This is a genomic window from Roseibium litorale (assembly GCF_014842915.1).
In the GTDB taxonomy this organism is placed as follows: Bacteria; Pseudomonadota; Alphaproteobacteria; order Rhizobiales; family Stappiaceae; genus Roseibium; species Roseibium litorale.
Genome location: NZ_JACYXI010000010.1, coordinates 191233 through 216081, shown reverse-complemented (window position 1 = coordinate 216081; position 24849 = coordinate 191233). Strand labels below are relative to the sequence as shown.

Here is a 24849-nt window from a genome sequence, read left to right as displayed (position 1 = left end):
CGTTCTATCAACGGCTTATACAGAACGGCAAAAAGCCAATCGTTGCCATCTCGGCTCTCATGCGCAAGATCATCGTCATCCTCAATGCCAGAATCAGAGAGGACATCGCAAAACAGAGTTGATGACGGAGGGGGCAAAGGAGCTGGAGTGAATGAAGATAACACGGCTCTGACGCTAGAAGCGCCCCGAGTATCCTTACGTCACAAACAACAAGCCCCGCCAGGATCTCTCCGGGCGGGGCTTTGAGTTTCTAAAGCCGGGAAGACTTAGCCGGCAACCTTGGAGAAGTCGGCGACCACGTGGGCGGCGTCGCGGATTTCGGCGAGGAGGCGCAGGCGGTTGAGGCGGAGGTCCGCGTCATCCGCATTCACCAGAATGGCCTCGAAGAAGGCATCAACAGGCGCGCGGAGCTTGGACAGGGCCGTCATGGCGGCTTCGAAGTCTTCCGCCTTCACCGCATCAGCAGCTTCAGCGCGGGCGCTGTCGATGGCCGCGGCCAGATCGATTTCCGCCTGTTCGCGCAGGTGGTCCGCATGCGGCTTGCCGGAAACGGCAGCGCCGTCCTTCTTTTCTTCTGCCTTCAGGATGTTCACGGCACGCTTGTAGCCGGCGGCGAGGTTCTTGCCGTCCTCGGTGTCGAGGAACGAGCCCAGAGCTTCCACCCGCTTGACCACCATCAAAAGGTCATCCTGACCGCCCAGCGCGAAGACCGCATCGATCAGATCATGGCGTGCGCCCTGATCCTTGAGGTGGTTCTTCAGGCGGTCTGCGAAGAAGGAAAGCAGATCCTCAACAAGCGCATCCGCATTGGCGACGCTTGCCCTGTGGGTCTTGAGCGCGGACAACAGGCTCTTTTGCAGCGGCAGGCGCAGGCCGTTTTCCAGCACGATGCGGATCACACCAAGGGCGGCACGGCGGAGGGCGAAGGGATCCTTGGAGCCGGTCGGTTTTTCATCGATGGCCCAGAATCCGGTCAGCAGATCCAGCTTGTCGGCAAGCGCGACCGCGATGGCAACCGGATCTGCCGGAACCTTGTCGCTCGGGCCCTGGGGCCGGTAATGGTCTTCAATGGCAATCGCAACGGACTCGTCCTCGCCCTGCTTGGCCGCATAGGTCCGGCCCATCTGGCCCTGAAGTTCCGGGAACTCATAGACCATGGCAGAGACCAGATCGGCCTTGGCAAGCGTTGCGCCGCGCTTGGCCTTTTCGACATCGGCGCCAACCAGCGGCGCGATCTCTGCGGCCAGAGCCGTCAGACGCTGAACCCGCTCGCCCTGCGTGCCGAGCTTCTCGTGGAAGACGATGCTGTCAAGCTTGGGCAGGTTGTCCGCGAGCTTCGTCTTTAGGTCCGTTTCCCAGAAGAAACGGGCGTCGGACAGACGGGCGCGGATCACCTTCTCATTGCCTGCCACGATGGTCTTGCCGCCATCAGGCGCTTCGATGTTGGAGGTCAGCACGAAGCGGTTGGCCAGGCGGCCCGTCTTGGGGTCCTTCAGCACGAAACACTTCTGGTTCGCACGGATCGTCAGGCGAATGCACTCATCCGGAATTTCCAGGAACGCATCCTCGAATGTTCCGGTCAGCACCACTGGCCACTCGACCAGGCCGGCAACCTCTTCAAGAAGGCCCTCATCCTCAACCAGTTCCAGTCCAAGCGCCAGAGCCCGGTCCTTGGCGTCATGCAGGATCATGTCCTTACGGCGGTCGGCATCGAGCACGACCTTGTGCTTTTCCAGCTTCGGCGCGTAGTCATCGAAACGGCGCACCTCGAAGGCCTCATCCGCCAGGAAGCGGTGGCCATGGGTACTCTTGCCAACTTTGATGCCATCCACTTCAAACGGCACGACATCCGGCTCTTCGGTTTCCGGCCCGAAGGTTGCGACGATGGAATGCAGCGGACGCACCCAGCGCATCTGGCCCGAACCCCACTTCATGGACTTCGGCCAGGGGAAGTTGCGGATGATGCCCGGCATGAAATCGGCAATGATGTCGATCGCCGGACGGCCCGGCTTTTCGATCACCGCCACATAGAACTCACCCTTCTTCGGGTCGGCCTGAATGGTCGCCTCGTCGAGGGACGACAGGCCTGCGCCACGCAGAAAGCCTTCGATGGCCTTTTCCGGAGAGCCGACGCGCGGACCCTTGCGCTCTTCACGGGTCGCGGAAGAGGCGGCAGGCACACCCGCCACATGCAGGGCCAGACGGCGCGGGGTCGCAAAAGCCTTTGCGCCTTCATAGGGAAGACCGGCATCGACCAAGGCATTGGTGACCAGGGATTTCAGGTCTTCAGCGGCGCGGCGCTGCATGCGCGCGGGGATTTCCTCGCTGAACAGCTCAAGCAGGAGATCGGGCATCGGGAACACAAGCCTTGGGTTGAGGCGGCATGAAAATCCGCCAGCAGATTACTCGGCTCGTCCGTTACCAAGTCAGAGCCAACTTGTCACCCCCGGAAGATCCAACGGACCGGTATCAGCCCTCTCAAGAAACAGAAAAGCCGGAGCAGGTCCTGCTCCGGCTTTCCAAAAGATCTGACCACCCTTCCGGGGGACGGATTTAGAAGCGGTAGGTGATACCTGCACCAACCAGCCAGGGATTGAGTTCAGCCTTGCCGGACAGCTTTGTGCCGCCAACGGTCACGTCGAAGTCCGGCTCCATGAAGATCTTCTTTACGTCCAGGTTCACGCCCCAGTGGTCGTCGATCATGTAATCGAAACCGGCCTGAACGGCGGCACCAAAGGCGTTCTTCACATGCAGCTTGTCGGCACTATCGGCGGACTGGCTGTAGAAGATCGTGTAGTTCACACCGGCACCGACATAGGGCTTGAAGGCACCGAAGTTGGTGAAGTGATACTGCAGGGTCAAGGTGGGCGGCAGCACCCAGGTCTTGCCGATCTGGTTCAGACCCGAGATGGTGCCTTCGCCATAAACCTTGGCGTAGGTGGTGCCCAGGATCAGTTCCGCGGCGATATTGTCGGTGAAGAAGTAGGTGATGTCGAGTTCAGGGATCACCGTGTCGGAAAAGGAAAGGTCGGAGCCGGCCACACCGTTCACGGAGCCACTGTCCTGAGTGATCACGCCAAGAGCGCGCACACGGATCTGCCAGGGGCTCAACTGCTTGAAGACCGTCACATCAGAGGTATCCTGTGCGGACGGCATATCTGCTGCGGCAGCCTGACATACGAGCGCCCCCATTCCCGCTGAAACAAGAAGCCCCAGCAGCCCAGCCCTTTTCCTATTCATTTCTATCTCCTAAGTCCTTGCGCGGAACAGCGCTGTAACCGGACTAGGAGCAAGCCCGCGGGCGGACATTGAGATAGATCAAGAATCAGGCAGGTTTCTGAGAAAGGCGTCAGTGAGTCGCAGACCAATGAAAACAATAACCTAGCGTCAATTTTCCAGAAACTGCAATCAAGTACGGGCTGGCCTCACCAGCCCCCGCCGCCGCCGCCGCCTCCGCCGCCGCCGGATGAGCCGCCACCGCTCGAAAAACCGGAGCTGGAGGAATCCGTTTCCGGCAGCGAGGACGAGAAAGTGCCCGACAGGGAAGACACAGTGGAACTGAGGGATGAGGCAAAGCCGCTGCCCGAGAAATGCTGGCCGGAGTACCAGTAGGGATCATAGCTGGGATCATTGGCGCCTGCAGCCGTCTTCATCCAGGCTTCGAAGGCTTTCGACCAAGGTTTTTCGACGCCAAGAGCCACGGCATAGGGCAACAGCGCCTCAAAGTGGGCCTGGTTCATAAGTGATGCCCCTTGCATGTTCATCCGCTCTGCTTCTGCGACGGAGAGATACATTTCCAAGCCTTCGATCTCATCCAGAACCTGCCGGCCATGCGCGGTCGGCGTTGCCAGCAGAACAGCAAAGATCAGCGTCAGACTGGCCAGAGCAACCAGCACAGCGAAGACAAGAGGCGCACTATCACTGCTGAAGGACGAAAGAACCGCCAGAAGGCTGAAGATCAGGACGAAACTGAAGCCCAGAATGACCCAGACCTGTGTCTTATCCGGCAGGCTTCTGGCAATTACGGAGATCACTGCGGTGAAGATGCTGATCACGAAAATGAAGACGAAGTGATACTCTGCCAGGGCCCCGGAGAAGGCCAGAGCGATCAGCGTGACGAAGGAGATCCCGACGCCCGGCAGGATCCAGCGCCAGTTGCTCAGGAAATAGCGGTCCTTGTTTTCCGTCGAGATAGCAGAGCAAAACTCCGATCCAAGGGAGGAGACCGCCTGACTGTTGCTGTCACAGATAAGCGCCTCACCGCCCTGATCCGTCAGCCACTGATCGATGACGGCTTCGCCCTTGGGAAGAAGGTTCGCAACCTTCTTGCCGGTTTTGGTCAATTTCAGATCCCCATTGAGATCCTGAAGCTTGATGACGCCCTTGATTGCGAGAGACAGACTGGCAGCCGCAACGGCAATCCATCCGCCCGCTGAAAAGCCCCGATGATAGATAAAATGTGCCAGAGCCGGAGACACGCCTGCGGGCGGCTCAAAGCGCGGAAAGATCACCCCGGCCTTGGGGTCGCGCCCCACCTTCATCCAGGCGAAGACGTAATAAAGAAAGGCAGCCAGCAGACCGCCGAGCGCGGCCAGCTGGACGGTGTAGTCGGCCAGAAAATAGCCCGCGCTCTCGCTAAGACCCGGTTTCTCAACCGTTCCGGCAGGCAGAGCCGCAACGATGGTAAGACCTTCGGTGGGGCCAAGCAAACGGGTGGTGCGGAACAATAGCCCGTTTCCAATATCTTCCTGCCGGACCGTGAAATCGCTCCCCGTTGCGCCATAAGCTCCAGTGTAGGCGGCCCATTTAACGAAGGCCGCCCCCTCAGGCGCCCGCACTTCGGCGGTGACATGGCCTATGCTGAAGGCCCATTCATTGCCCGTAACATTCCAGTAGAACTCATCGTGACTGTCAAAGAACCGGATCTGACGCGTGGTTTCATAGACGATGGAATAGGTGTAGCGGCCCGGCTGGAGATAGACTGAGGGGGAACCGATATAGATCCGGACGCCGCCGGTCGACCGGTTGATCCGGAAATTCTCGTCCTTGCCATCGCGTTTGACAGCAAGAACCTCAATTCCAGTCTGATGAAGACGGCCCTCCCCATCCCGGAAGCGGGTGGGAATGTCCCGGAAGATGCCCCGTTCGATACGCTGTCCTTCGGCATCGACCGTGATGGTCTCCTCCACCCGGACCACGCCGCTCTTTTCGATATCGATCAGCGACTTGAAGTCCACGATGCGCTCTTGCGCACCTGCGGCCTGAAGGAAGCATCCGAGCAGCAAGGGAAGAAAGATCACGCGAAACAGGAAAGCCGGCAGGCTGGATCTGATCATTGTCACTCCGGATCAGAAGGAAACACTCGGGACGGTCCGGTCGGAGGCATCCTCGATCTCGAAATAGTCCGCCTTCTCAAACCCGAAATTCCGGGCCACGAGATTGGAAGGAAAACTCTCGACGGCGACGTTCAATCCCCGAACAGCGCCATTGTAATACCGCCGGGACATCTGGAGTTCATGCTCCACCTTGTCCAGGGAGGCTTGCAGATCGGCAAAATTCTGGCTCGCCTTGAGGTCCGGATAATTTTCAGCCACCGCCATCAGACGGCCCAGCGCCTGGGAAAGCATCCCCTCGGCCTTAGCCCGGCCTTCAATATCATCCCCGGCAACGGCTTCTGCCTGGGTCCGCATGCGGGTCACGGCTTCCAGCGCCTCCCGCTCGTGAGAAGCGTATCCTTTGACCACCTCCACCAGATTTGGAATGAGATCGGTCCGGCGCTTCAGTTGAACGTCGATGCCGCTCCAGCCTTCATTGACCATCTGACGCTTGGTGACGAGACCGTTGTAGAGCGATATGAGGTAGAGACCGAGCGCACCGGTCAGCGCCAGAAGAAACCAGGACATGAAAAAGCCTCCGCGTAGAATTGACGCGGAGGCTAACTGTGAAGAAGCAGCTTGTCACGCTAAAGGCTTGAGCACTCAGCTTTCGTACCCCACGCCACCAGCTTTCGTTTCCAGGAAGGCCGCGCCGCAGGCCTTGGCCAGTTCGCGCACGCGCAGAATGTAGCTCTGGCGCTCGGTCACCGAGATCACGCCGCGGGCATCCAGCAGGTTGAAGGCATGGGACGCCTTGATGCACTGATCATAGGCCGGCAGAACCACCTGATGCACATCCGCACCTGCTTCGTCACGGGCCTTGGCGCCGGCAGCCAGCAGCGCCTTGCATTCGCCTTCCGCATCCTTGAAATGACGGAACAGCATTTCCGTATCGGCATGCTCGAAATTGTGCCGGGAATACTCCTGTTCGGCCTGCAGGAAGACGTCGCCATAGGTGACCTTCTCTGCGCCTTCACGGCCGTTGTAGTTCAGGTCGTAAACGTTATCGACGCCCTGAATATACATGGCCAGGCGCTCCAGGCCATAGGTCAGCTCGCCGGACACCGGCGAACATTCAAAGCCTGCCACCTGCTGGAAATAAGTGAACTGCGAGACTTCCATGCCATCACACCAGCATTCCCAGCCAAGGCCCCAGGCCCCCAGCGTCGGGCTTTCCCAGTCATCCTCAACGAAGCGGATATCATGAACCTTCGGGTCGAGACCGATCGCATAGAGCGAGTTCAGATAGAGCTGCTGAAGATTGTCCGGCGACGGCTTCAGAATGACCTGAAACTGATAATAATGCTGCAGGCGGTTCGGGTTCTCGCCATAGCGGCCATCGGTCGGGCGGCGCGAAGGCTGCACGTAAGCGGCCTTCCAGGGACGCGGGCCGAGAGAGCGCAAGGTGGTTGCCGGATGGAACGTGCCCGCTCCCACTTCCATGTCGTAGGGCTGAAGCACCACGCAGCCCTGGTCCGCCCAGAACCGCTGCAAGGTCAGGATCAGGCCTTGAAAGGAATTCTCGGGGCGCATATGCGCCGGCAGGGCGTCGCTCGACATGGAACCGTTCCGTGCAAAAGGTAAAGGAGTGGCGGGCTCTCCCCGCGCGTGCCGCGACTGGTGCCACGGAGGAACACGAAGGTCAAGCGGATGGTCCGGCGGGGGCCGCGAAAGCAAGTGACAAACCGTGCCTTACATCACAGTTCCGAAGGGTAAGCTCTGACATGATCTCCTTACCGCCTCCAGAGGGAGCCGGACAAAAGCGAATGAGGAATTCGCACCATGGAGACTGTCATGAAAACGCATACAACAACGACAATAGGCCTGATCCTTGGCCTGAGCCTGAGCCTTTCCGCCGCGCTTGTGCCGGCAAATGCACAGCAGGCTTCGAACAACCAATCATCCAACCGGTCGTCTTCCAGCACCGGAAGCTCCAACGGCTCCGATCCGACCGGAGGGGTGATCCTTTGCGCCTCGAAGAGCTGCATGCTGCAACAGGCGGCGTCCTCTCCGAACTATCCGCCGAAGCACCCACCTTTAGTGATAGAAAGCAAGGAAGGCTGTTCGCTGGAATGGCGCTACATCCGCCTGAGCAACGGCATGGTCCGCGAGATCCGCGAATGCGAACGCCCGATCCGGCCGGTCCACTACCGCTGAGCGGTCAACGGCGCCGGGGGACTTTTCCCCGGCACCGCGCCCCCCTGCACCTGGCGGGCCTCCTTCCCTGCCGTCCCTTTCCGGGCCAATTTCAGGCGCTCCTAGTCCTGTAAAAAATACGCACCCAAACACGCTCCCACCAAGTCCTAGAATCTATTCACTATCCAGGAAACGCCCAAAATCTGCCGTTTTCTGATGGTCTGACGCGAATTCTGCAAGACGTAAACGACTTGGTTACCAAGAAACTTCATTATTCGAAGTCGTTGGAACGGCCCCTGTGGGGAGGCCTTTCCCAGCAGAGTGACAGTATCATTGCACGGCGGCACATGCCGTACGGGGACGCGTAGTTTGGACCCTTATGTATCTGAGTAAACAGCCATCCGCGAGGAGCGGACGGGCCGCGGACACGTGTGGTTTGGCGAGCCCTCGCAAGGTAGTCTTCTGCCTTTTGACAATCCTTTGCGGCGCGGGTGCCGCAATAGCCTATTCTCACAAGCAGGACCCGGATCGTGTTTCCCCTGCTGCATTGGAGCAAGGTGCTCCCGCCAAGGTTTCGTCCTTGAGCCCGGCGCATGGCATCACCGCCCCTGAGCGCCTCAGCCCCGCCGAACGGGCTTCAGCCTTTGCCCGTTCCATCGCGTCAAGGGTCGGAAAACTTGAGGCAAATGCAGAAGCCACACTCAGGGTCCAGAAGCTGGAAACCGACATTAATGCCGCCAAGGCCGATCTCCGGGAGAAGCTGGAAAGCCGTTACAAGGCTGTGATTGCCCTTCAGGAGGCAACTGAAGCAGCCAAAGTGCGGGCCGCAAAGATTGCGGCAGAGGCTGAGGCGAAAGCGAAAGTTGCAGCTCTCGAACAGGCGGCGAAAGAGGCAGAAGCCCAGGTGGCAATGGCCGAGCCTGCAGCTCCGGAACCGGAAACCATTCCGGTGCCCTACAAGCGGCCAGAGCATACACCCAAGCCGGAAGCCGCCAAGCCCGTCATTGCCCAGGCCTCAAAGCCCAGCGCACCGGTGGCAATGGCCTATGCCTCTGCAGAAGATCCGGCCACGGACGAAAAGAGCCCGTTCAGCGGTCTGTCGAAAATTTTCAGCTCCACGGCCAAGAACATCGAGCTTCCGGGCCGGGGCAGCGGCATCGCCGTTTACGACATCAGCTCCGCAACCGTCCACATGCCGGACGGCACCAAGCTGGAAGCGCATTCCGGCATCGGCAAGATGCGGGACAATCCGAAATATGTGAATGTGCGCAACAACGGGCCGACGCCGCCGAATGTGTACCATCTGCGCATGCGCGAGAAGCGTTTCTATGGTGTCGAGGCCATCCGCATGCTGCCGGCGGATCCCTCTGCCATGCATGGCCGTGACGGGATGCTGACCCATACCAACCTGCTCAGAGGCCGCATCGGTTCTCACGGTTGTGTTGCCTTCACCAACTACGAGAAATTCCTCTCTGCCTTCAAGGCAGGCAAGGTGAAAAAGCTCATCGTTGTGCCGGACATGAATAAACTGCCGACCTACCTGGCTTCCCTCTAAGGCTGCCTCTGGTCAGCAGACTTTCCGGATCAAACAAATAGGCCGCCTCCGCTGACTGCGGGTGCGGCCCATTTGTTTTGGCAATTAAGAATACCGCGGGTGGTATCACCCCTGTTCCGGCCGGTACCTGCCCGTCTTCGGATCCCTGACGAGATTTCCGGCATGGCGCGGCGCGCCGGTTGCGCGAGCAGAAATGCCGGCGAGATGCTTTTCAACCTCGGCCATCTTCCGCTTCATCCGCGAATAGACCCAGTAGCCTCCAGCCGCCAAAGCGGCAAAGCCGATCAGTTCGGTCATGGTTTTCCTTCCCCAGATTCGGACCAGTCAAAGCCCATACCGCGCCCACAAGCCCCGTTCTTCCAGGCTTGAGATAATGTCGTTGCCGAGTCCCTGCACGCCGCCTGAAAAGGACGCGAGCGCCGCGACACCGCCGCCTACAGAACTGCGGCGGCCAAATAGCCCTCTTGGGGCAGAGATCAGCTTAGGTTCGGCCTTGCTTCCATAGCGCTCTTTCAAAGTGCCGCGCAGATGCCCGAGCCCGTCGATCAGCCCAAGGCCGCGGGCTGAGCTGCCAGTCCAGAACTTGCCCGAAAACACGTCCTCGCCGCCACTCAGCACATCGCCACGCCGCGACTTTACCATCTCGATGAAGATGTCATGGATCTCCTGTTGAAGGCCCTTGAGATAGCTGATGTCATCGGGATTTTCGGGCTGGAACGGGTCAAGGATGACCTTCTTCTCCCCCGCCGTATAAACACGCCGCTCCACACCGACCTTCTTGATGAGATCGGTAAAGCCGAACCCGGCGGAGACGACACCGATGGAACCGACAATTGCGCATGGGTCGGCAATGATCTCGTCCCCTGCCAAGGCGATCATGTAGCCGCCACTGGCGGCGACATCCTCAACAAAGACAAGGACTTCCTTTTCCTTCTCTTTGGCCAGCTCGCGAATACGCTGATAAATCAGCCTTGACTGCACAGGCGAGCCGCCCGGCGAGTTCACGACGAGTGCGACCGCTGGTGCCTTTTTGAACGAGAAGGCTTTCTCCAGAGGCTGGGCGACCGTCGCCAGAGACAGACCGGGGCGCAAGGGAGTTGCCATACCGATAGCCCCCTGCAACCGGACCACCGGGATAACCGGCCCTTGGGACCGGAACTTCTTCGGCAACAAGCCGCGCAGCGTGTCGATCACGTCTCACCTTCCTGAACAAAGCCAACTCTTGCTCAGGATATAGGGGCTTATTCAGACGGATAAAAGGGACGCACTGGCGCGTTGGAGCAAGCCCGGGTTTTCTACATTGCCGGAAAGCAAGTCCCCGCAGGCCTATTGAACTTTCTTGGGTCCGCGCGTGCCAAAAGCATCCGCACGCCGTTTGCGCTGCCTGCCGGCTCCGGCCTCAGGGCCAAGAGCGTTCTTGTCTGCGGCGTCAACCGGTTTGACTTTCAGATCGCTTTCTTTGGAAAATTGCCAGAGCAGTTGCACCCCCGCGCAGCCCGGACCCCGCCACTTGATTTCCCCATTCACCGGCATGTCCAATCCGGGGATGTGGAGACGGACTTCAGCGGGGATCATATCCAGGTCCCGCGCTTCCACGCGGCAGCCGGACTTGCTTGCATCGACGATGATCGAAGGAATGACAAGTCCGCCGCGCCGGTCGGAAATTCTGGCAGGAATACGCACGGTACGGCGGCTTTCCTTCCTCTTTTCCCGGACACTAGCGCTTTCGAACTCAAAGGTAATCACAGCCTCGCAATTGGCACTCGAAACGATCCGCCCGCGGATCATCTTGTCCAGCCCATTCAGCCGGAGGCCGACCGTCTCACTCAGCTCGCCGATGCGTTCGGAATGAAAACGGCATCCGCTGCGGGTAAACTCCGTAGCGGCTCCCTCAACGCACAAGAGCCCCTCCAGGTCGACGACCAGAACAGGCACCTTCTCGCCCGGACCCTGCGGCGCTTCGGAAGCTTGCAAGTTCACCCCCATGAGATTGCATGGGGTAAACTACGCAAGAAACTGTAATGTAATGTTAAAATACAATGATCAAAATAACGATACCTGGTGTTTCCGTGGCACTGGTTTCTATTTTTTGGTTTTCCAGAAAATGGGAGGATGAACAGGAGGTCAGCCGTCTACTCTCCCAGCTTTGTCTTCAGCGAGAGGAAATCACGCCAGGAAAGCCTTTTTTCCAAAGGGCTGCGTAACAGATAAGCGGGATGATAGGTCGCAAGACACGGGATCTGCCTGCCGCCAGCCTCATAGGTCATCCAGCGCCCCCGCATACGCCGGATGCCATCCTGTACCCCGAGAAGACTTTTGGCCGAGGCTGCCCCAAGAAAAACGAGGAAATCAGGCGCAACCAGTTCGATCTGGCGGGCAATGAAGGGCTTGCAGATTTCCGTTTCCTGGGGTGTCGGGGTCCGGTCGCCCGGTGGACGCCATGGCACGACATTGGCGATATAGACATCCCCGCGTTCCAGTCCGATGGCTGCCAGCATCTTGTTCAGCAACTGGCCTGACCGCCCGATAAACGGGACCCCAGACGCATCCTCGTCCCGCCCCGGGGCCTCCCCGATAAGCATCACCCGCGACCCCGGCCTGCCATCGGCAAAGACCAGAGACTTGGCTGTGAGCTTGAGATTGCAGCCCGAGAATGCCTCGAGACAGGCCTTCAGATCGTCGAGGCTCCCCGCTGTCCGCGCGGCTTCCCGCGCCATATCGATGGCAGCGCGGTCGGGCACGACGGCATCGCTCATTGCAGAAGGAGCGGCAGTTTCAGCGGGCGCTTGCAGCGGTTTGGAAAAATCCTTTAGCGGGCCATCATGCGGTCTTTGCAGAACCGTGGGAGCTCTTGCAGTTGAGGGACTGTTATTAGTGGGACTGGCAGGTGCGGTGCTCACAGGCGGGGAAGCCGCAAAACGGGCTGGCGCCGCTTCGGACAGGGCAAAGCTGTCGACTGCTTCCTCTTCAAGAAAACAGTCCAGGCCAGATGCGACAAAAAAGTCCAGGAGCGATTCAAGTTCGCGCTGTGCACGCTCAGTGTTTTGCAAATCCAGTGCCTCCGCCGGGCAATCTAGCGGCTGCGGCGGAACATGACAAAGAGAATGCTCACATTTCCGCTCCTCCACAGCTCTTGACGCAAATTGTCCCCGCTATCCGTACCCCGCTTGCCGCGTGAACCCGAGTATGACAAGTTACGTTTACGTAATCGGCAGGTTCGATGCAGCTTGCAGACGGTGTGAACGCTGGATCTAACATTCGTTTGATGCAGGAAAACGGGCCACACAGAGCCGGAAAACATCCAGAAAACCAGTGTTATGATCCAAAAAAAGTGCAAAAAGAGACTCAGCTGGACCACCCAGACGGAATGAGGGAGAAAATCATGTCGGAACAGGACGCACTGGGCGAACGCGAAAGCATGGAGGTCGACGTTGTTATTGTCGGCGCAGGCCCAGCGGGACTGGCGGCAGCGATTCGACTGAAGCAGATCGCCGCCGAAAAGAGCGAAGAGATCAGCATCGTTGTTCTGGAAAAGGGTTCGGAAGTGGGTGCCCATATTCTGTCTGGTGCCGTTATTGATCCGATTGCCCTGGACAAGCTTCTGCCCGAGTGGCGCGATGACGCAGACGCTCCGCTGAAGACCCCGGTGACCGCCGATCAGTTTCTGGTGCTTGGCCCCGCAGGGTCCATGCGCCTGCCGAATACCTTGTTGCCCAAGCTCATGAACAATCACGGCAATTACATTGTCTCCCTGGGCAATGTCTGCCGCTGGCTTGCTGCAAAGGCAGAGGAACTGGGCGTCGAGATCTATCCGGGTTTTGCTGCGGCGGAACTGCTCTATGACGATGTCGGCCGCGTTGTCGGCGTTGCCACCGGTGACATGGGCATTGGCCGGGACGGAAAGCCGAATGCCATGTTCACCCGTGGCATGGAACTGCGCGGCAAATACGTGCTGATCGGGGAAGGTGCCCGCGGATCTCTGGCAAAGCAGCTGATCGAGAAATTCGATCTTGCCAAGGACAGCGACGTGCCGAAATTCGGCATTGGCATCAAGGAACTGTGGCAGATCGATCCGGCGAAGCACCGTCCGGGTCTCGTCCAGCACTCCTTCGGCTGGCCGCTGGACGGCAAGACTGGCGGCGGCGCATTCCTCTATCACCTTGAAGACAACCAGGTCGCCGTCGGCTTCGTGGTGCACCTGAACTACCAGAACCCGTGGCTCTCCCCCTTCGACGAGTTCCAGCGCTTCAAGACCCACCCGGCCATCCGCGAGACGTTCGAGGGCGGCAAGCGCATTTCTTATGGCGCACGTGCCATAACAGAGGGTGGCTATCAGTCGGTCCCGAAACTCTCCTTCCCGGGCGGCCTGATCATGGGCTGCTCTGCAGGCTTCGTAAATGTTCCCCGGATCAAGGGATCTCACAACGCTATGCTGTCCGGCATGCTGGCAGCCGAGGAAGTCATGGCCGCGCTCGGGCGCGGCGAAGAAAGTGCGGAACTCACCAGCTATGACACCGCCTGGCGCGAAAGCGAGATCGGCGCAGATCTGAAGCGGGTGCGCAACGTCAAGCCGCTTTGGTCCAAGTATGGCACGGTTCTGGGTATCGCCCTCGGCGGTCTAGACATGTGGACCAATCAGCTCTTCGGCTTTTCCTTCTTCGGCACGCTCAAGCATGGCAAGACGGATGCTGCCAGCCTCAAGCCGGCAAAAGACTGCAAGAAGATCGACTATCCGAAACCAGATGGCGTGATCTCATTCGACAAGCTGTCGTCCGTGTTCCTGTCCAATACCAACCACGAGGAAGATCAGCCGATCCATCTCAAGGTGAAGGACGAAACCCTTCAGAAGCTGTCAGAACACGATGTCTTCGCCGGTCCCTCGAACCGCTATTGCCCTGCGGGCGTCTATGAGTGGATTGAGGAAGGGGAAGACGCCCCGCGCTTCCAGATCAACGCGCAGAACTGCGTCCACTGCAAGACCTGCGACATCAAGGACCCGAACGGCAACATCACCTGGACGGTCCCCGAAGGGTCAGGTGGCCCAAACTATCCGAATATGTGAGAATAGAGCTCAGACGAAGCCTGAATGCACATGCGGCGCCAGAGTATGAAAACTCTGACGCCGCTGCCTTGTGGACGATGGGGAAGACCGGAAACGCCCTTTCTCAAGAGAGCTCCCGGCTGCGAACGCACAACACTTCCCTGCAACACGCCGCCTAGGGGACGGTCTGTTCCGTTGCAGGCCAGTTGCCGCCCGCGACCACAAGATGATTCGTTATTTACGCAGCACGCCAATGACGGATCAAACAGGCAAACAGCCTCCAAGACCCTGCAGCACGGACAGTCCTGCGGACCGGCCCCGCAAATCAAAAATTGCGTTGCTGCCCAGTTTTCCGTTCCTATGGATAGCCATTACCGCTAGCAAGCAAATGCCTTGCCCGGTGAGGGTTAAACCTTCGTCGTTTAAATTTTTGAACTTTCACCGGACGTTTCGCCGCAATCCAGCGGCTGGTCCGTTTCCACTGCTTCGACCGGCCTCAACCATTCCGTGCAGCCAACGATGATGCTTATAGATTACGTTAACGGAATGATCAATGTATTTTTTTCATTGCATGAAAAAATCTTCAAATCCATTTTTCATATAATTTTCAATACACTAGATAGAAATCCCGCTAAAATCCGCCAACCGATCAACTGCATTGCTAAAATTGCATGGCTAAGAACAGAAGAGCCGGCTGAAATCAGCCGGCTCTCTTTCCCCCAAAGAGGCTTCTATCTGTCATTGCAGGCCTGCAATGAGCTCAGCATATTACGCGGCGGCTGACCGTTCGCCCTGCGGACGGCGGCGCGGACGGCGCGGACGGCGGTCAGCATCTGCCTTGCCCGCATTCTTGGACTTGCCGTTGCTTTCACGCCCACCATATCCACCGTTGCCGCTAGAGCGCTGACGTTGTCCGCCGCCCTTGCCACGACGGGGAGAGACGGCTGCACGATCAGACGGCACATCACCGCTTGCAACTTCGATGCGGTTGCCGGTCAGCTTCTCGATCTGACGGAACAGGCCGATTTCCTCGGGAGCACAAAGAGCGATTGCGTCGCCGTTGGCACCCGCACGGGCGGTACGGCCAATCCGGTGCACATAGGCTTCGGGAACTTCCGGCAGCTCGAAATTATAGACGTGGCTGACGCCGGGAATGTCGATGCCGCGAGCTGCCACGTCGGTTGCGACCAGAACCTTGATTTCACCTTCTCGCAGGCCCTTGATGGCCCGGTCACGCTGGTTCTGGCTCTTGTTGCCATGGATGGATCCGGCAGAAATTCCGCAGGACACCAGCTTCTTCATCAACCGTTCTGCGCCATGCTTGGTGCGGCAGAAGACCAGGGACATGTCGTCCGGACCTTCGCACAGCAAGTTGATCAGGAAATCGGTCTTCGCCTTTGAGTCCATGAAATGGACCTTCTGGGTGACCTTGTCGGCTGTCTTGCCGGCAGGAGCGACTTCTACGCGAACCGGATCAGTCAGATAAGACTGGGCAAGTTCGTTGATCTGCTTCGGCATCGTGGCGGAGAACAGAAGCGTCTGACGCTTCTTGGCGACCAGAGACGCGATCTTGCGCAGGGCATGGATAAAGCCAAGATCCAGCATCTGGTCGGCTTCGTCCAGCACCAGGAAGCTGGCCGTGTCGAGACGCACAGCACGCCGCTCAACCAGATCCAGAAGACGTCCCGGTGTTGCCACCAGAATGTCCGTACCGCGCTCAAGGCGCTTGATCTGGCCGTTGATGGACACGCCGCCAACGATGGAGGACACGCGCAGCGGTGTGCCCTTGACGAAGGAAACAAGGTTCTTCGCGATCTGGTTCACCAGTTCGCGGGTAGGAGCCAGGATCAGCGCGCGGGTGCCGCGCGGCTGGGAAGCCTGGGGAGTTGCCAAAAGCCGGTCGACCAGCGGCAGCCCGAAGGCGGCGGTCTTCCCGGTTCCGGTCTGAGCGAGACCCATCAGATCGTCGCCCTTCAAAATATAGGGAATTGCGTCACGCTGGATAGGCGTCGGCACATCATAGCCGTTCGCCTCAATGGCCTTCAGAAGCAGATCGGAAAGGCCAAGCGATTTGAAATCAGTCAAGTTTAAACCTTTGTAGTGGCGCCCTGGCAGATCCACATGCATGGACCCGTAACCGGCAGCTCCTCACGAGACAGCCGGACATGGCGGTTGCGGCCTCAGCCGTCAGAACCCCGCGTGAATTGGGAACCAGGGAATCTGTCTCCGGAAGTGGAGACATGACGTTGAATCTTTCGCAGTGCGTCTCTCTCATCCCGTCTCTGTGACGGGGAAGCGGCAAATGCTGGCTGCTCACGCGGCAGCCGGATCCAACTACACGGATATCGTTGGTTCAAGCCTCAAAGTCAAGGTCAAAGCTATCCGATGTTCGCTCAAAAGCGAGAAGACATTAACGAAATTCAAAATACTTTTACTTACGCTGAGTTAAATCAGGGACCAAAACCGCAAATGAAAAGACTGGCCAAAAGACTTAAGATCAGCTCATCGGCGACTGACGCTGTGATCATAACAATTTTTACGATAGCAGTCCTGCTGATCATGTCGGCCCTCGACGCACATGAAAAATTTGATGAGTACATAAGAAGTCACGAGAAATATCAGCTGGATGAACTCCTCCTTACCGTAATGTGTGCGGGAGCGGCAGGTTACATCTATGCTCTTAGACGGCTGCAGGAACTCAAGCGGGAAACAAAAGCCCGCACGATTGCTGAAACCAATGCGACGTGGATCTCGTTCCATGATTTCCTGACCAAGCTGCCCAACCGGCGCTTCCTTGATGAACAGGCTGCTGTCATTGTCAGGGACAACTTCCCGGACGGCTATGCGGTTTGCGCGATCGATCTCGACGGTTTCAAGAAGGTGAATGACCTGATTGGTCACGACGGCGGCGACAGCCTGCTGATCACGATCGCCAACCGCCTTTCAAAGGCATTTGCTGATGCGATTGTCATTCGTCTGGGCGGAGACGAGTTCCTGGCCATCACCCGCAGCCCCGAGCCAGAAGAACTGAGATCTCTTTGTGTCTCGGTGGTCAAGGAACTATCGAGGCCAATAGATGTCGCCGGGATCCACGCTGAAGTGGGCGCCTGTATCGGATATGCGACCTATCCTGAGGATGCGCTCTCTCTGAAGGATCTGGCGATGTGCGCTGACGTCGCGCTTTATGCAGCAAAGCACCGGGGACGCAATTCGGTCGCAGCCTATCTGCCCAGCATGAGCGAAACCCTCGCCCAGCGCGCCGAAGTTGAAGGCAAGTTGCGGCGGGCCGTCCGGGAAAAAACGATCAACCCCTACTATCAACCGCTGATCGACCTGAAGACAGGGCATTTGCGCGGGTTCGAGGCTCTCGCCCGCTGGCAGATTGACGAGAACCGTTTCATCTCGCCAGAAGATTTCATTCCGATGGCGGAAGACATCGGGCTTATTGTTGAGTTGTCGGAGCAGTTGCTGCGTCAGGCCTGCCTGGATGCCATGACCTGGCCCACAGACATCACACTGGCCTTCAACATTTCCCCGACGATGATGGTTGACCATCTCCTGGGCATGCGGATTGTGAAGGTGCTGGGAGAAACCGGCCTGAATCCACACCGTCTGGAAATCGAGATAACGGAAACGGCGCTTGTACGCGACATCGATCTGGCGGCAAAGGTGATCGGGGACCTGCGCATTGCCGGTATCAAAGTGGCTTTGGACGACTTTGGCACAGGCTATTCAAGTCTGTCTCAACTCTCAAAATTTGCCTTCGACAAGATCAAGATCGACCGCAGCTTCATCGGTGAGCTTGAGACCGACGAGAAGAAAATGAACATCGTGCGGACGATGGTCGCTCTCGGCAAGGGACTTGGCATCGCGACCACCGCCGAGGGGATAGAAAACCCCGAACAGCTTGATGCGCTCAAAGACCTTGGTTGCAGCTTCGGGCAAGGGTTTCTTTTCGGCAAGGCCGTTCCGGCAGACGAAGCCCTGGCCTTCATCCGGTCAGAGGAAAATCGGAAATCCAAGGAGGCCTGAGCCCTTCCAAACCGGGACCTACATCACATCCAGGCGGATCAGGCGGCCATCATCGCTATCCGTAAGCAGATAGATTTTTCCGTCTGGCCCCTGGCGCACATCACGGATCCGCTCTCCAAAATCCTCCAGAAGCGTCTCCTCACCGGTAATCTCGTCCCCCTTGAGGCTGAGACGGCTGAGATGCTGTCCGGCCAGCGCACCGATAAGCAGGCTGCCTTCCCAGCCCGGATAGACAGTGCTTGTGACGAATGCCATTCCGGATGGCGCAATCGAGGGGTCCCAGGAATAAAGAGGCTGCTCCATACCTTCCTTGTGGGTTCCCTCGCCAATCGGCAGGAAGGTGTAATGGCGCCCGTAGGAGATCACCGGCCAGCCGTAATTCTTCCCGGCTTGCGGGAGATTGATCTCGTCTCCTCCGCGCGCCCCGTGTTCAACAGTCCAAAGCTGTCCGGTTTCCGGATGAATGGCAGCCCCCTGCGGGTTTCGGTGGCCCATGGACCAGATCTCGGGCTGGTAGCCTGGCTTGCCAGCAAAGGGATTGTCTTCCGGCACTCCGCCATCACGGGTCAGCCTCAAGACCGAGCCGCCGTGGTTATCCGGGTTTTGCGCCCTTTCTCCTTCGCCCCGCTCGCCAGCGGTGATGAAGATCGTGCCGTCCCTGGCAAAGGCGATCCGGGAACCAAAATGCCTGCCGCCGGACGTGCGGTTGTTTCCGGAGAAGACTGTCTTGCCTTCGGTCAGCCGGAACGATCCGGCCTCCCCTTCCAGCCTTGCGCGAAAGAGAGACGTTCCAGCGCCCACCGGAGACGACTCAGAGAAGGTCATGTAGAGTTCACGAGTGTCCTGGAAATCAGGCGCAAGTGCGATGTCCAAAAGACCGCCCTGCCCAGCCGCAGCCACCTTCGGTCCACCGGAAACAACGGATTGAGACCCGTTTTCCGCTACGAATTTGAGCACACCGTCCCGCTCTGTCACGAGATAGCCGCCGCCGGGCAGGAAGGCTAGTCCCCATGGGGAGGCGAGCCCTGAGGCAACAGTCACAGGAGCAACACGGGTTTCGGCCTGAACCGGTGCGGGCAACCATGCAGTTACCAGGACAGGCAAAATGCAACCTGCCGTCAGGCTCGGTCCAAGGGGAAGGGTCAAGCGCATTTGATTTCTCCTGTGACGCAAACGCGTATCTATCGAAACAGATAGTGCCGCAGGAGCCCGATCCCAGCCGATAAACTCAATGTGAAGATCAAGAAACAAAAAACGGCGGCCGAAGCCGCCGTTGAGGTTGATGACAAACCCGCCAAGTTTGCCTGTCATCCCGGTTTGGTGCGTGAGCACCAAGACCGGGATCCAGTATCCCGCGAGCAAGTTCGCAGGAAAGAGAAGCTATCTCAATTGGTTACTGGATCCCCGCCTTCGCGGGGATGACACCCGTTTTTCCTATGATCATAGATCTTTTGGAATGAAGTGGCTTTGTCAGCAGTCTGAACGGCGGCCGAAGCCGCCGTTCCAACTCATGCGAACCCAGCCCCGTGAGTATCAGCTCAAGGTGGCGGCGCCCTTCTTCTGGGCTTCCACGCAGGCCAGCGCCGACATGTTCACGACCCCGCGAGACGTGACAGATGGCGTCAGAATATGGGCCGGCTTGGAGGTGCCAAGCAGGATCGGCCCCACATGCAAGGCCTGGGTTGCCACCTTCAGCAGGTTGAGCGCAATGTTCGCCGCATCCAGGTTCGGGAACAGCAGCAGATTGGCTTCGCCCTTCAGCTTGCTGTCCGGCATAACCCGCTGACGGAGAACTTCGCTCAAGGCGGAATCGCCATGCATTTCGCCGTCGACTTCCAGCTCAGGGCACTTTTCCCAAAGGATCTGCAATGCGTCGCGCATCTTGCGCGAAGACGCCGTGTCCCGCGAACCAAAGTTGGACAGGGACAGCAGCGCAACCTTCGGCTCGATGCCGAAGCGCTGGATTTCCTCAGCCGCCAGAAGCGCCATTTCCGCCAGCTCTTCCGCATCCGGCTCCTCGGTCACAAACGTATCGCTGAGGAACACCGCGCCCCGGCTATTGATCAGCAATGACAGGGCCGAGAGATCCCGGACACCCGGACGCGGGCCGATGATCTGACGAATATCGCGCAGGTGCCGGATATAGCGGCCTTCCAGACCACAAATCACGGCATCCGCATCGCCCCGGCGCACGGCGAGCGCCGAAATCACCGTGGAGTTTGTGCGCACAATCGTACGCGCTGCATCCGGCGGTAGCCCCTTGCGACCAACGCAGGCGAAATACTCATCGACATAGTCGCGGTAGCGCGGGTCATCCTGCGGGTTGATGAACTCGAAATCGGCGCCCGGACGGATCTTCAGGCCGAAGCGCTCGCAGCGGGTCTTCAGAACATCGGGACGGCCGACGAGGATCGGAACCGCCACCTTATCTTCGATCATGACCTGGGCAGCGCGCAGCACGCGCTCGTCTTCCCCTTCGGCGTAGATCACACGCTTCGGATCCTGGCTGGCTGCCTGGATGATGGGCTTCATCACCAGACCGGAGCGGAACACGAAGCGGTTCAGCCGGTCCAGATAGGCGTCGAAGTCCTCGATGGGCCGGGTTGCGACCCCCGTCTCCATCGCAGCCTTCGCAACAGCTGGCGCAATGCGCAGGATCAGGCGCTGATCAAAGGGCGACGGAATGAGATACTTGGGGCCGAAGGTTTCCGTAACGCCGCCATAGGCGCGGGCAGCAACGTCAGACGGCTCTTCCTTGGCGAGTTCCGCAATAGCCCTCACGGCCGCGTGCTTCATCTCTTCGTTGATCGTCGTCGCGCCGACATCCAGCGCGCCGCGGAAGATATAGGGGAAGCAGAGCACATTGTTGACCTGGTTCGGATAGTCCGAACGGCCCGTGCACATGACAACATCCGGACGAACCGCCAGCGCGTCTTCCGGCATGATTTCCGGGCGCGGATTGGCAAGCGCCAGAATGAGAGGGCCATCACCCATGCGGGCGACCATGTCCGGCTTCAAAACACCGGCTGCTGACAGGCCGAGGAAAACGTCCGCACCATCAATGATTTCAGCAAGCGTGCGCTTGTCGGTCTTCTGGGCGAATTTCGCCTTCCACTCGTCCATCAGGGTCTCGCGGCCTTCATAGACCACGCCCTCGATGTCCGAGATCCAGATGTTCTCAACCTTCGCGCCGAGGGACACCAGCATGTTGAGGCAGGCCAGCGCGGCAGCGCCAGCACCGGAGGCGACGATCTTGGCTTCCGAAATATCCTTGCCAGCAAGCTCCAAGCCGTTGCGCACAGCCGCGCCCACGATGATCGCGGTGCCGTGCTGGTCGTCATGGAAGACTGGGATGTTCATCCGCTGACGAAGCTTGGCTTCGATCTGGAAGCACTCCGGCGCCTTGATGTCCTCAAGGTTGATACCGCCGAAGGTCGGCTCGAGCACGGCAACCGCATCCACGAAACGGTCGACATCCAACTCGTCAACTTCAATGTCGAAGACGTCGATGCCGGCGAATTTCTTGAAAAGGACCGCCTTTCCTTCCATCACCGGCTTGGACGCCAGCGGGCCAATGGCACCAAGCCCCAGAACGGCGGTGCCGTTGGAAATCACGCCAACAAGATTGCCGCGCGCCGTGTAATCCGCTGCCTTGGAGGGATCCCGGGCGATTTCCTCGCAAGGAGCTGCGACCCCGGGAGAATAGGCCAGTGCAAGGTCGCGCTGGTTGCCCAGCGGCTTGATAGCCTGGATCTCCAGCTTTCCCGGTCTCGGGTGCTGATGATAATAGAGTGCCGCTTCCGTGAGATCGCTACCCTGGTTCTTATTTTCGCTCATGAGCTCAAAGGCCTTTTTATGAACCACCCCTCTCCGCGCCCAAACCATCCGGTCCGCGCGGAACCCTTGCCGAAGCTGGCTTTGCAAGAACCAAAAACAGCCTAGCTTTTCCCGGTGTACCCCTGCCGCAGGGAAATGAGAACCCAAAGAAGGGCAAAGAGAACGGCTCCGTTGAAAATATGCCACAGGAAATGTGTTCCCAGTGGCAAGGACGCACAAAGCGGTGCATCCAGCGTACGAAGAGTGACCGACAGGGCAAAGAGCACACCGATGGCACAAAGTGACAGGCCGGCCCGTCTGTGGCGTTGAAGCGCCATCAGCCCCACCACGAAGAGCGCGATCAAGGCTGGAACGTAACCGGAGGACGATCCGGCAACACCTTGCACAGCGCCACCGATATAGGGTGAGACCAAAAGGAAGAGCACCGTTGCCGCGAGGGCCAGCCACCAGCGCAGACCCAGGATGCGGATCAAAGCCGCCAGCAGATAGGCATGGATGAAGATTGCGATCGGGATCACATCCGCGAGCATCGTCCACCGGGTGGCAAAGGTGTGAAACAGGAACGAGCCGATACCCGTTACCAGCACCACCAGGATCAGGCCGAAGATCGGCCAATCGCGCTGTGGCAGGCGCCGCCAAAGCACGAAACCCGCAAAGGCCGCAAGGATGAAGGCCAGATTGCTGAGGGCATTGACCGGCTCTGCCCAGAAATCCGGGCCGAGCCTTTCGCAATAGTGATCAAGGGCTTCCGTCAGGTCCATGAGCCTTTGCCCTGCCTTCCCGTGTCAAAGTCAGCCCGCCTCAGGCAGGCTGCAACTCTGAGGCGAAGAGCTTGCCGAGACGGCTGATGCCGGTCTCGATCTTCTCCGGACTGGAGCAGGAAAAGCTGAGGCGCAAGGTATTGGCGCCCGAGCCATCTGCAAAGAAGGCTTTGCCCGGAACGAAAGCGACCTTCTCTTCCGCGACGGCCCGCGTGAGGAGCGCGCCCCCATCCAGACCTTCCGGCAGACGTAGCCAGATGAACATACCACCTTCCGGCCGGCTCCATGTGACACCTGCGGGCATGTGCTTTTCAAGAGCGGCAAGCATGGCGTCGCGGCGCGCCTGATAGGCGGTCTTGATCTTGGCAACCTGACCGGCAAAGGCACTGCGGGCGACAGAGTTCATGATCATCTGGTTGACAGTCGAGGAATTCAGGTCCGAGGCCTGCTTGATCAGGACCAGCCGGGAGATGACCGGAGACGCCGCCACGACCCAGCCAAGGCGCAGTCCCGGGGACAAGGTCTTGGAAAAGCTGCCGCAATAGATCGTCCGGCTGTTCTCGATGCCGCCGGAGCGCTCGATGTCAAGCGCAAGGATCGGCGGAATGGCTTCACCGTCATAACGCAGGGACTGATAGGCCGCATCTTCGATGACCGCGACATCCAGTTCTTCAGCCAGCGCCAGCACCCGCTCACGGGCGGTGAGATCCATGGTCTCGCCGGTCGGATTGGCAAAATCCGGCAGGGCATAAGCGAATTTCACAGCGCCGCCAGACGCCTTCGCCGCATCCCGGTAATCATCGGCACTGCGGTTGGAATAGGGCTCCAGACGGTCATAGACCGGCTCATAGGCATTATAGGCCTGCAAGGCGCCGAGATAGGTCGGCCAGCCCGCCAGGATCGTATCGCCTGGAGAGATGAACAGCTTGCCCAGATAGTCCAGCGCCTGCTGAGAGCCGGAGGTGATCATGATGTTCTCGATACCGCAGGTGATACCGATCTCCGCCATCTGCCCTGCGATCCATTCGCGCAGGGGCGCATAGCCCTCGGAAACGGAATATTGCAGCGCCGCATGTCCGGCAGGACTGGTGAAGAGATCACGATAGGCTTTTTCAAACACATCGGTCGGGAAAAGGGCCGGATCAGGAATGCCGCCTGCGAAAGAAATCATGTCCGGCTGATCGAGGAGCTTGAGCAGTTCACGAATTTCCGAAGCCCCCATGCGCGAAGAGCGCGAGGCGTAGATATGCGGCCAGTCCAACATGGCATTTCCACCTTTCTGATTTTGCCAGACAAAACCATAGGTGTAATTAAAGGTCAATAATGCTGACCTATAATTTTTGAAAAAGTCTAAAAATTACGAATCTGCGCAATATTTGGAAAGACCACTCGCTTCCCGGCGTTGCCAGCAAGCGGGTCTTCGGCGGTGAGAGAAGTCCTGGGCAGCCTGTCCGGAAAGCCGGCATCAGCCGCGCCAACGTGCCCACTGGCGCCATCGCCCCCGGTCCACTATGTCAGTCACTCACTTCTGCTGCCGAGGATGCCTGCCATGAACCGCATTGACGAAAGCCGCCCGTTTATTCCGCTCAACATTGCGGTTCTGACCGTGTCCGATACACGCAGCCTTGAGGAAGACAAATCCGGCGCGACCCTCGCGGAGCGCATCACAACGGCCGGGCACCATCTGGCGGACCGGAAGATCGTCAAGGATGACATCCCAGCAATCCGCGCCGTGGTGCAGGGCTGGATTGCGGACAAGGGCGTTGATGTGGTGATCACCACTGGCGGCACCGGGTTCACCGGCCGGGATGTGACCCCCGAGGCACTAGAGCCGCTGTTCGAAAAGCGCATGGACGGCTTCTCGGAGGTCTTTCACCGCATTTCCTATGACAAGATCGGCACATCGACCATTCAGTCCCGCGCGACAGGCGGGGTTGCGGGCGCGACCTATATCTTCGCCCTACCCGGCTCCACCGGCGCTTGCAAGGACGCCTGGGACGGCATCTTGAAAGGGCAGCTCGACTACCGGCACATGCCCTGCAATTTCGTGGAAATCATGCCGCGTCTGGATGAGCACCTGAAACGCGGCAAGCTGCGCGAGGCGTAAGCTTG

Annotated in this window: 20 protein-coding genes and 1 pseudogene; 7 read left to right on the top strand and 14 right to left on the bottom strand. The window is 58.8% G+C overall.

Annotated elements, in window-relative coordinates; translation table 11 throughout:
- A pseudogene (locus IG616_RS23185) lies at positions 1 to 122 on the top strand (IS110 family transposase); the annotation flags it as partial.
- A gap of 144 nt (positions 123 to 266) precedes the next feature.
- Here IG616_RS23185 and glyS read toward each other — a convergent pair.
- The 5 genes from glyS to IG616_RS16095 form a co-directional block, all read right to left on the bottom strand.
- Entirely contained in the window at positions 267 to 2354 is a 2088-nt protein-coding gene (gene glyS / locus IG616_RS16115; RefSeq protein WP_192149185.1) for a glycine--tRNA ligase subunit beta, read from the bottom strand.
- Positions 2355 to 2553: 199 nt separating this feature from the next.
- Complete coding sequence (locus IG616_RS16110) at positions 2554 to 3240, bottom strand: OmpW/AlkL family protein (protein WP_192149184.1); 687 nt, start codon at positions 3238 to 3240, stop codon at positions 2554 to 2556.
- Between the two features lie 185 nt (positions 3241 to 3425).
- The gene (locus IG616_RS16105; RefSeq protein WP_192149183.1) at positions 3426 to 5336 is read right to left on the bottom strand and encodes a DUF2207 domain-containing protein; all 1911 of its coding nucleotides are present in this window, start codon (positions 5334 to 5336) and stop codon (positions 3426 to 3428) included.
- Between the two features lie 12 nt (positions 5337 to 5348).
- Positions 5349 to 5903 (bottom strand): LemA family protein, encoded by a 555-nt coding sequence (locus IG616_RS16100; RefSeq protein WP_192149182.1) that lies wholly within the window; start codon positions 5901 to 5903, stop codon positions 5349 to 5351.
- A gap of 75 nt (positions 5904 to 5978) precedes the next feature.
- Entirely contained in the window at positions 5979 to 6935 is a 957-nt protein-coding gene (locus IG616_RS16095; protein WP_192149181.1) for a glycine--tRNA ligase subunit alpha, read from the bottom strand.
- A gap of 234 nt (positions 6936 to 7169) precedes the next feature.
- Between IG616_RS16095 and IG616_RS16090 the strand changes: the two genes are divergently transcribed.
- Positions 7170 to 7532 (top strand): hypothetical protein, encoded by a 363-nt coding sequence (locus tag IG616_RS16090; RefSeq protein ID WP_192149180.1) that lies wholly within the window; start codon positions 7170 to 7172, stop codon positions 7530 to 7532.
- Positions 7533 to 7947: 415 nt separating this feature from the next.
- On the top strand, positions 7948 to 9066 hold the full coding sequence (locus tag IG616_RS16085; RefSeq protein ID WP_246476265.1) for a DUF2778 domain-containing protein: 1119 nt from the start codon (positions 7948 to 7950) through the stop codon (positions 9064 to 9066).
- A gap of 105 nt (positions 9067 to 9171) precedes the next feature.
- On the opposite strand, the gene IG616_RS16080 is transcribed toward IG616_RS16085, so the two are convergent.
- The 4 genes from IG616_RS16080 to IG616_RS16065 form a co-directional block, all read right to left on the bottom strand.
- Positions 9172 to 9363: a hypothetical protein gene (locus tag IG616_RS16080; RefSeq protein WP_192149178.1), complete on the bottom strand. Its 192-nt coding sequence runs from the start codon at positions 9361 to 9363 to the stop codon at positions 9172 to 9174.
- Positions 9364 to 9390: 27 nt separating this feature from the next.
- Positions 9391 to 10260: a S49 family peptidase gene (locus IG616_RS16075; protein WP_192149177.1), complete on the bottom strand. Its 870-nt coding sequence runs from the start codon at positions 10258 to 10260 to the stop codon at positions 9391 to 9393.
- Between the two features lie 132 nt (positions 10261 to 10392).
- Positions 10393 to 11040, bottom strand: coding sequence for a PilZ domain-containing protein (locus IG616_RS16070; RefSeq protein ID WP_192149176.1), 648 nt, complete (start codon positions 11038 to 11040; stop codon positions 10393 to 10395).
- 158 nt (positions 11041 to 11198) lie between these two features.
- Positions 11199 to 11822, bottom strand: coding sequence for a uracil-DNA glycosylase (locus IG616_RS16065; protein WP_343072384.1), 624 nt, complete (start codon positions 11820 to 11822; stop codon positions 11199 to 11201).
- 626 nt (positions 11823 to 12448) lie between these two features.
- Between IG616_RS16065 and IG616_RS16060 the strand changes: the two genes are divergently transcribed.
- Together IG616_RS16060 and IG616_RS16055 are read left to right on the top strand one after the other, a co-directional pair.
- Positions 12449 to 14128, top strand: coding sequence for an electron transfer flavoprotein-ubiquinone oxidoreductase (locus IG616_RS16060; RefSeq protein ID WP_192149174.1), 1680 nt, complete (start codon positions 12449 to 12451; stop codon positions 14126 to 14128).
- Between the two features lie 498 nt (positions 14129 to 14626).
- Positions 14627 to 14890 (top strand): hypothetical protein, encoded by a 264-nt coding sequence (locus IG616_RS16055; protein ID WP_192149173.1) that lies wholly within the window; start codon positions 14627 to 14629, stop codon positions 14888 to 14890.
- Here IG616_RS16055 and IG616_RS16050 read toward each other — a convergent pair.
- On the bottom strand, positions 14876 to 16192 hold the full coding sequence (locus tag IG616_RS16050; protein WP_192149172.1) for a DEAD/DEAH box helicase: 1317 nt from the start codon (positions 16190 to 16192) through the stop codon (positions 14876 to 14878). The two genes, IG616_RS16055 and IG616_RS16050, sit on opposite strands and share 15 nt — an antisense overlap.
- 300 nt (positions 16193 to 16492) lie before the next feature.
- On the opposite strand from IG616_RS16050, the gene IG616_RS16045 reads away from it, so the two are divergent.
- On the top strand, positions 16493 to 18139 hold the full coding sequence (locus IG616_RS16045) for a putative bifunctional diguanylate cyclase/phosphodiesterase (RefSeq protein WP_192149171.1): 1647 nt from the start codon (positions 16493 to 16495) through the stop codon (positions 18137 to 18139).
- Between the two features lie 18 nt (positions 18140 to 18157).
- Here the strand turns inward: IG616_RS16045 and IG616_RS16040 are convergent, their stop codons facing one another.
- The 4 genes from IG616_RS16040 to IG616_RS16025 all read right to left on the bottom strand — a co-directional run bounded on the left by IG616_RS16040 (position 18158) and on the right by IG616_RS16025 (position 24001).
- Positions 18158 to 19291 carry a PQQ-dependent sugar dehydrogenase gene (locus IG616_RS16040; protein WP_192149170.1) on the bottom strand — a complete coding sequence of 378 codons (1134 nt, stop codon included), beginning with the start codon at positions 19289 to 19291 and terminating at the stop codon, positions 18158 to 18160.
- A gap of 381 nt (positions 19292 to 19672) precedes the next feature.
- Positions 19673 to 21976 (bottom strand): NADP-dependent malic enzyme, encoded by a 2304-nt coding sequence (locus tag IG616_RS16035; protein WP_192149169.1) that lies wholly within the window; start codon positions 21974 to 21976, stop codon positions 19673 to 19675.
- Between the two features lie 101 nt (positions 21977 to 22077).
- The gene (locus IG616_RS16030; RefSeq protein WP_192149168.1) at positions 22078 to 22737 is read right to left on the bottom strand and encodes a ceramidase domain-containing protein; all 660 of its coding nucleotides are present in this window, start codon (positions 22735 to 22737) and stop codon (positions 22078 to 22080) included.
- 40 nt (positions 22738 to 22777) lie between these two features.
- Entirely contained in the window at positions 22778 to 24001 is a 1224-nt protein-coding gene (locus tag IG616_RS16025; RefSeq protein WP_192149167.1) for an aminotransferase-like domain-containing protein, read from the bottom strand.
- Between the two features lie 285 nt (positions 24002 to 24286).
- On the opposite strand from IG616_RS16025, the gene moaB reads away from it, so the two are divergent.
- Positions 24287 to 24844, top strand: coding sequence for a molybdenum cofactor biosynthesis protein B (gene moaB / locus IG616_RS16020; RefSeq protein ID WP_192149166.1), 558 nt, complete (start codon positions 24287 to 24289; stop codon positions 24842 to 24844).
- Positions 24845 to 24849: the final 5 nt, after the last annotated feature.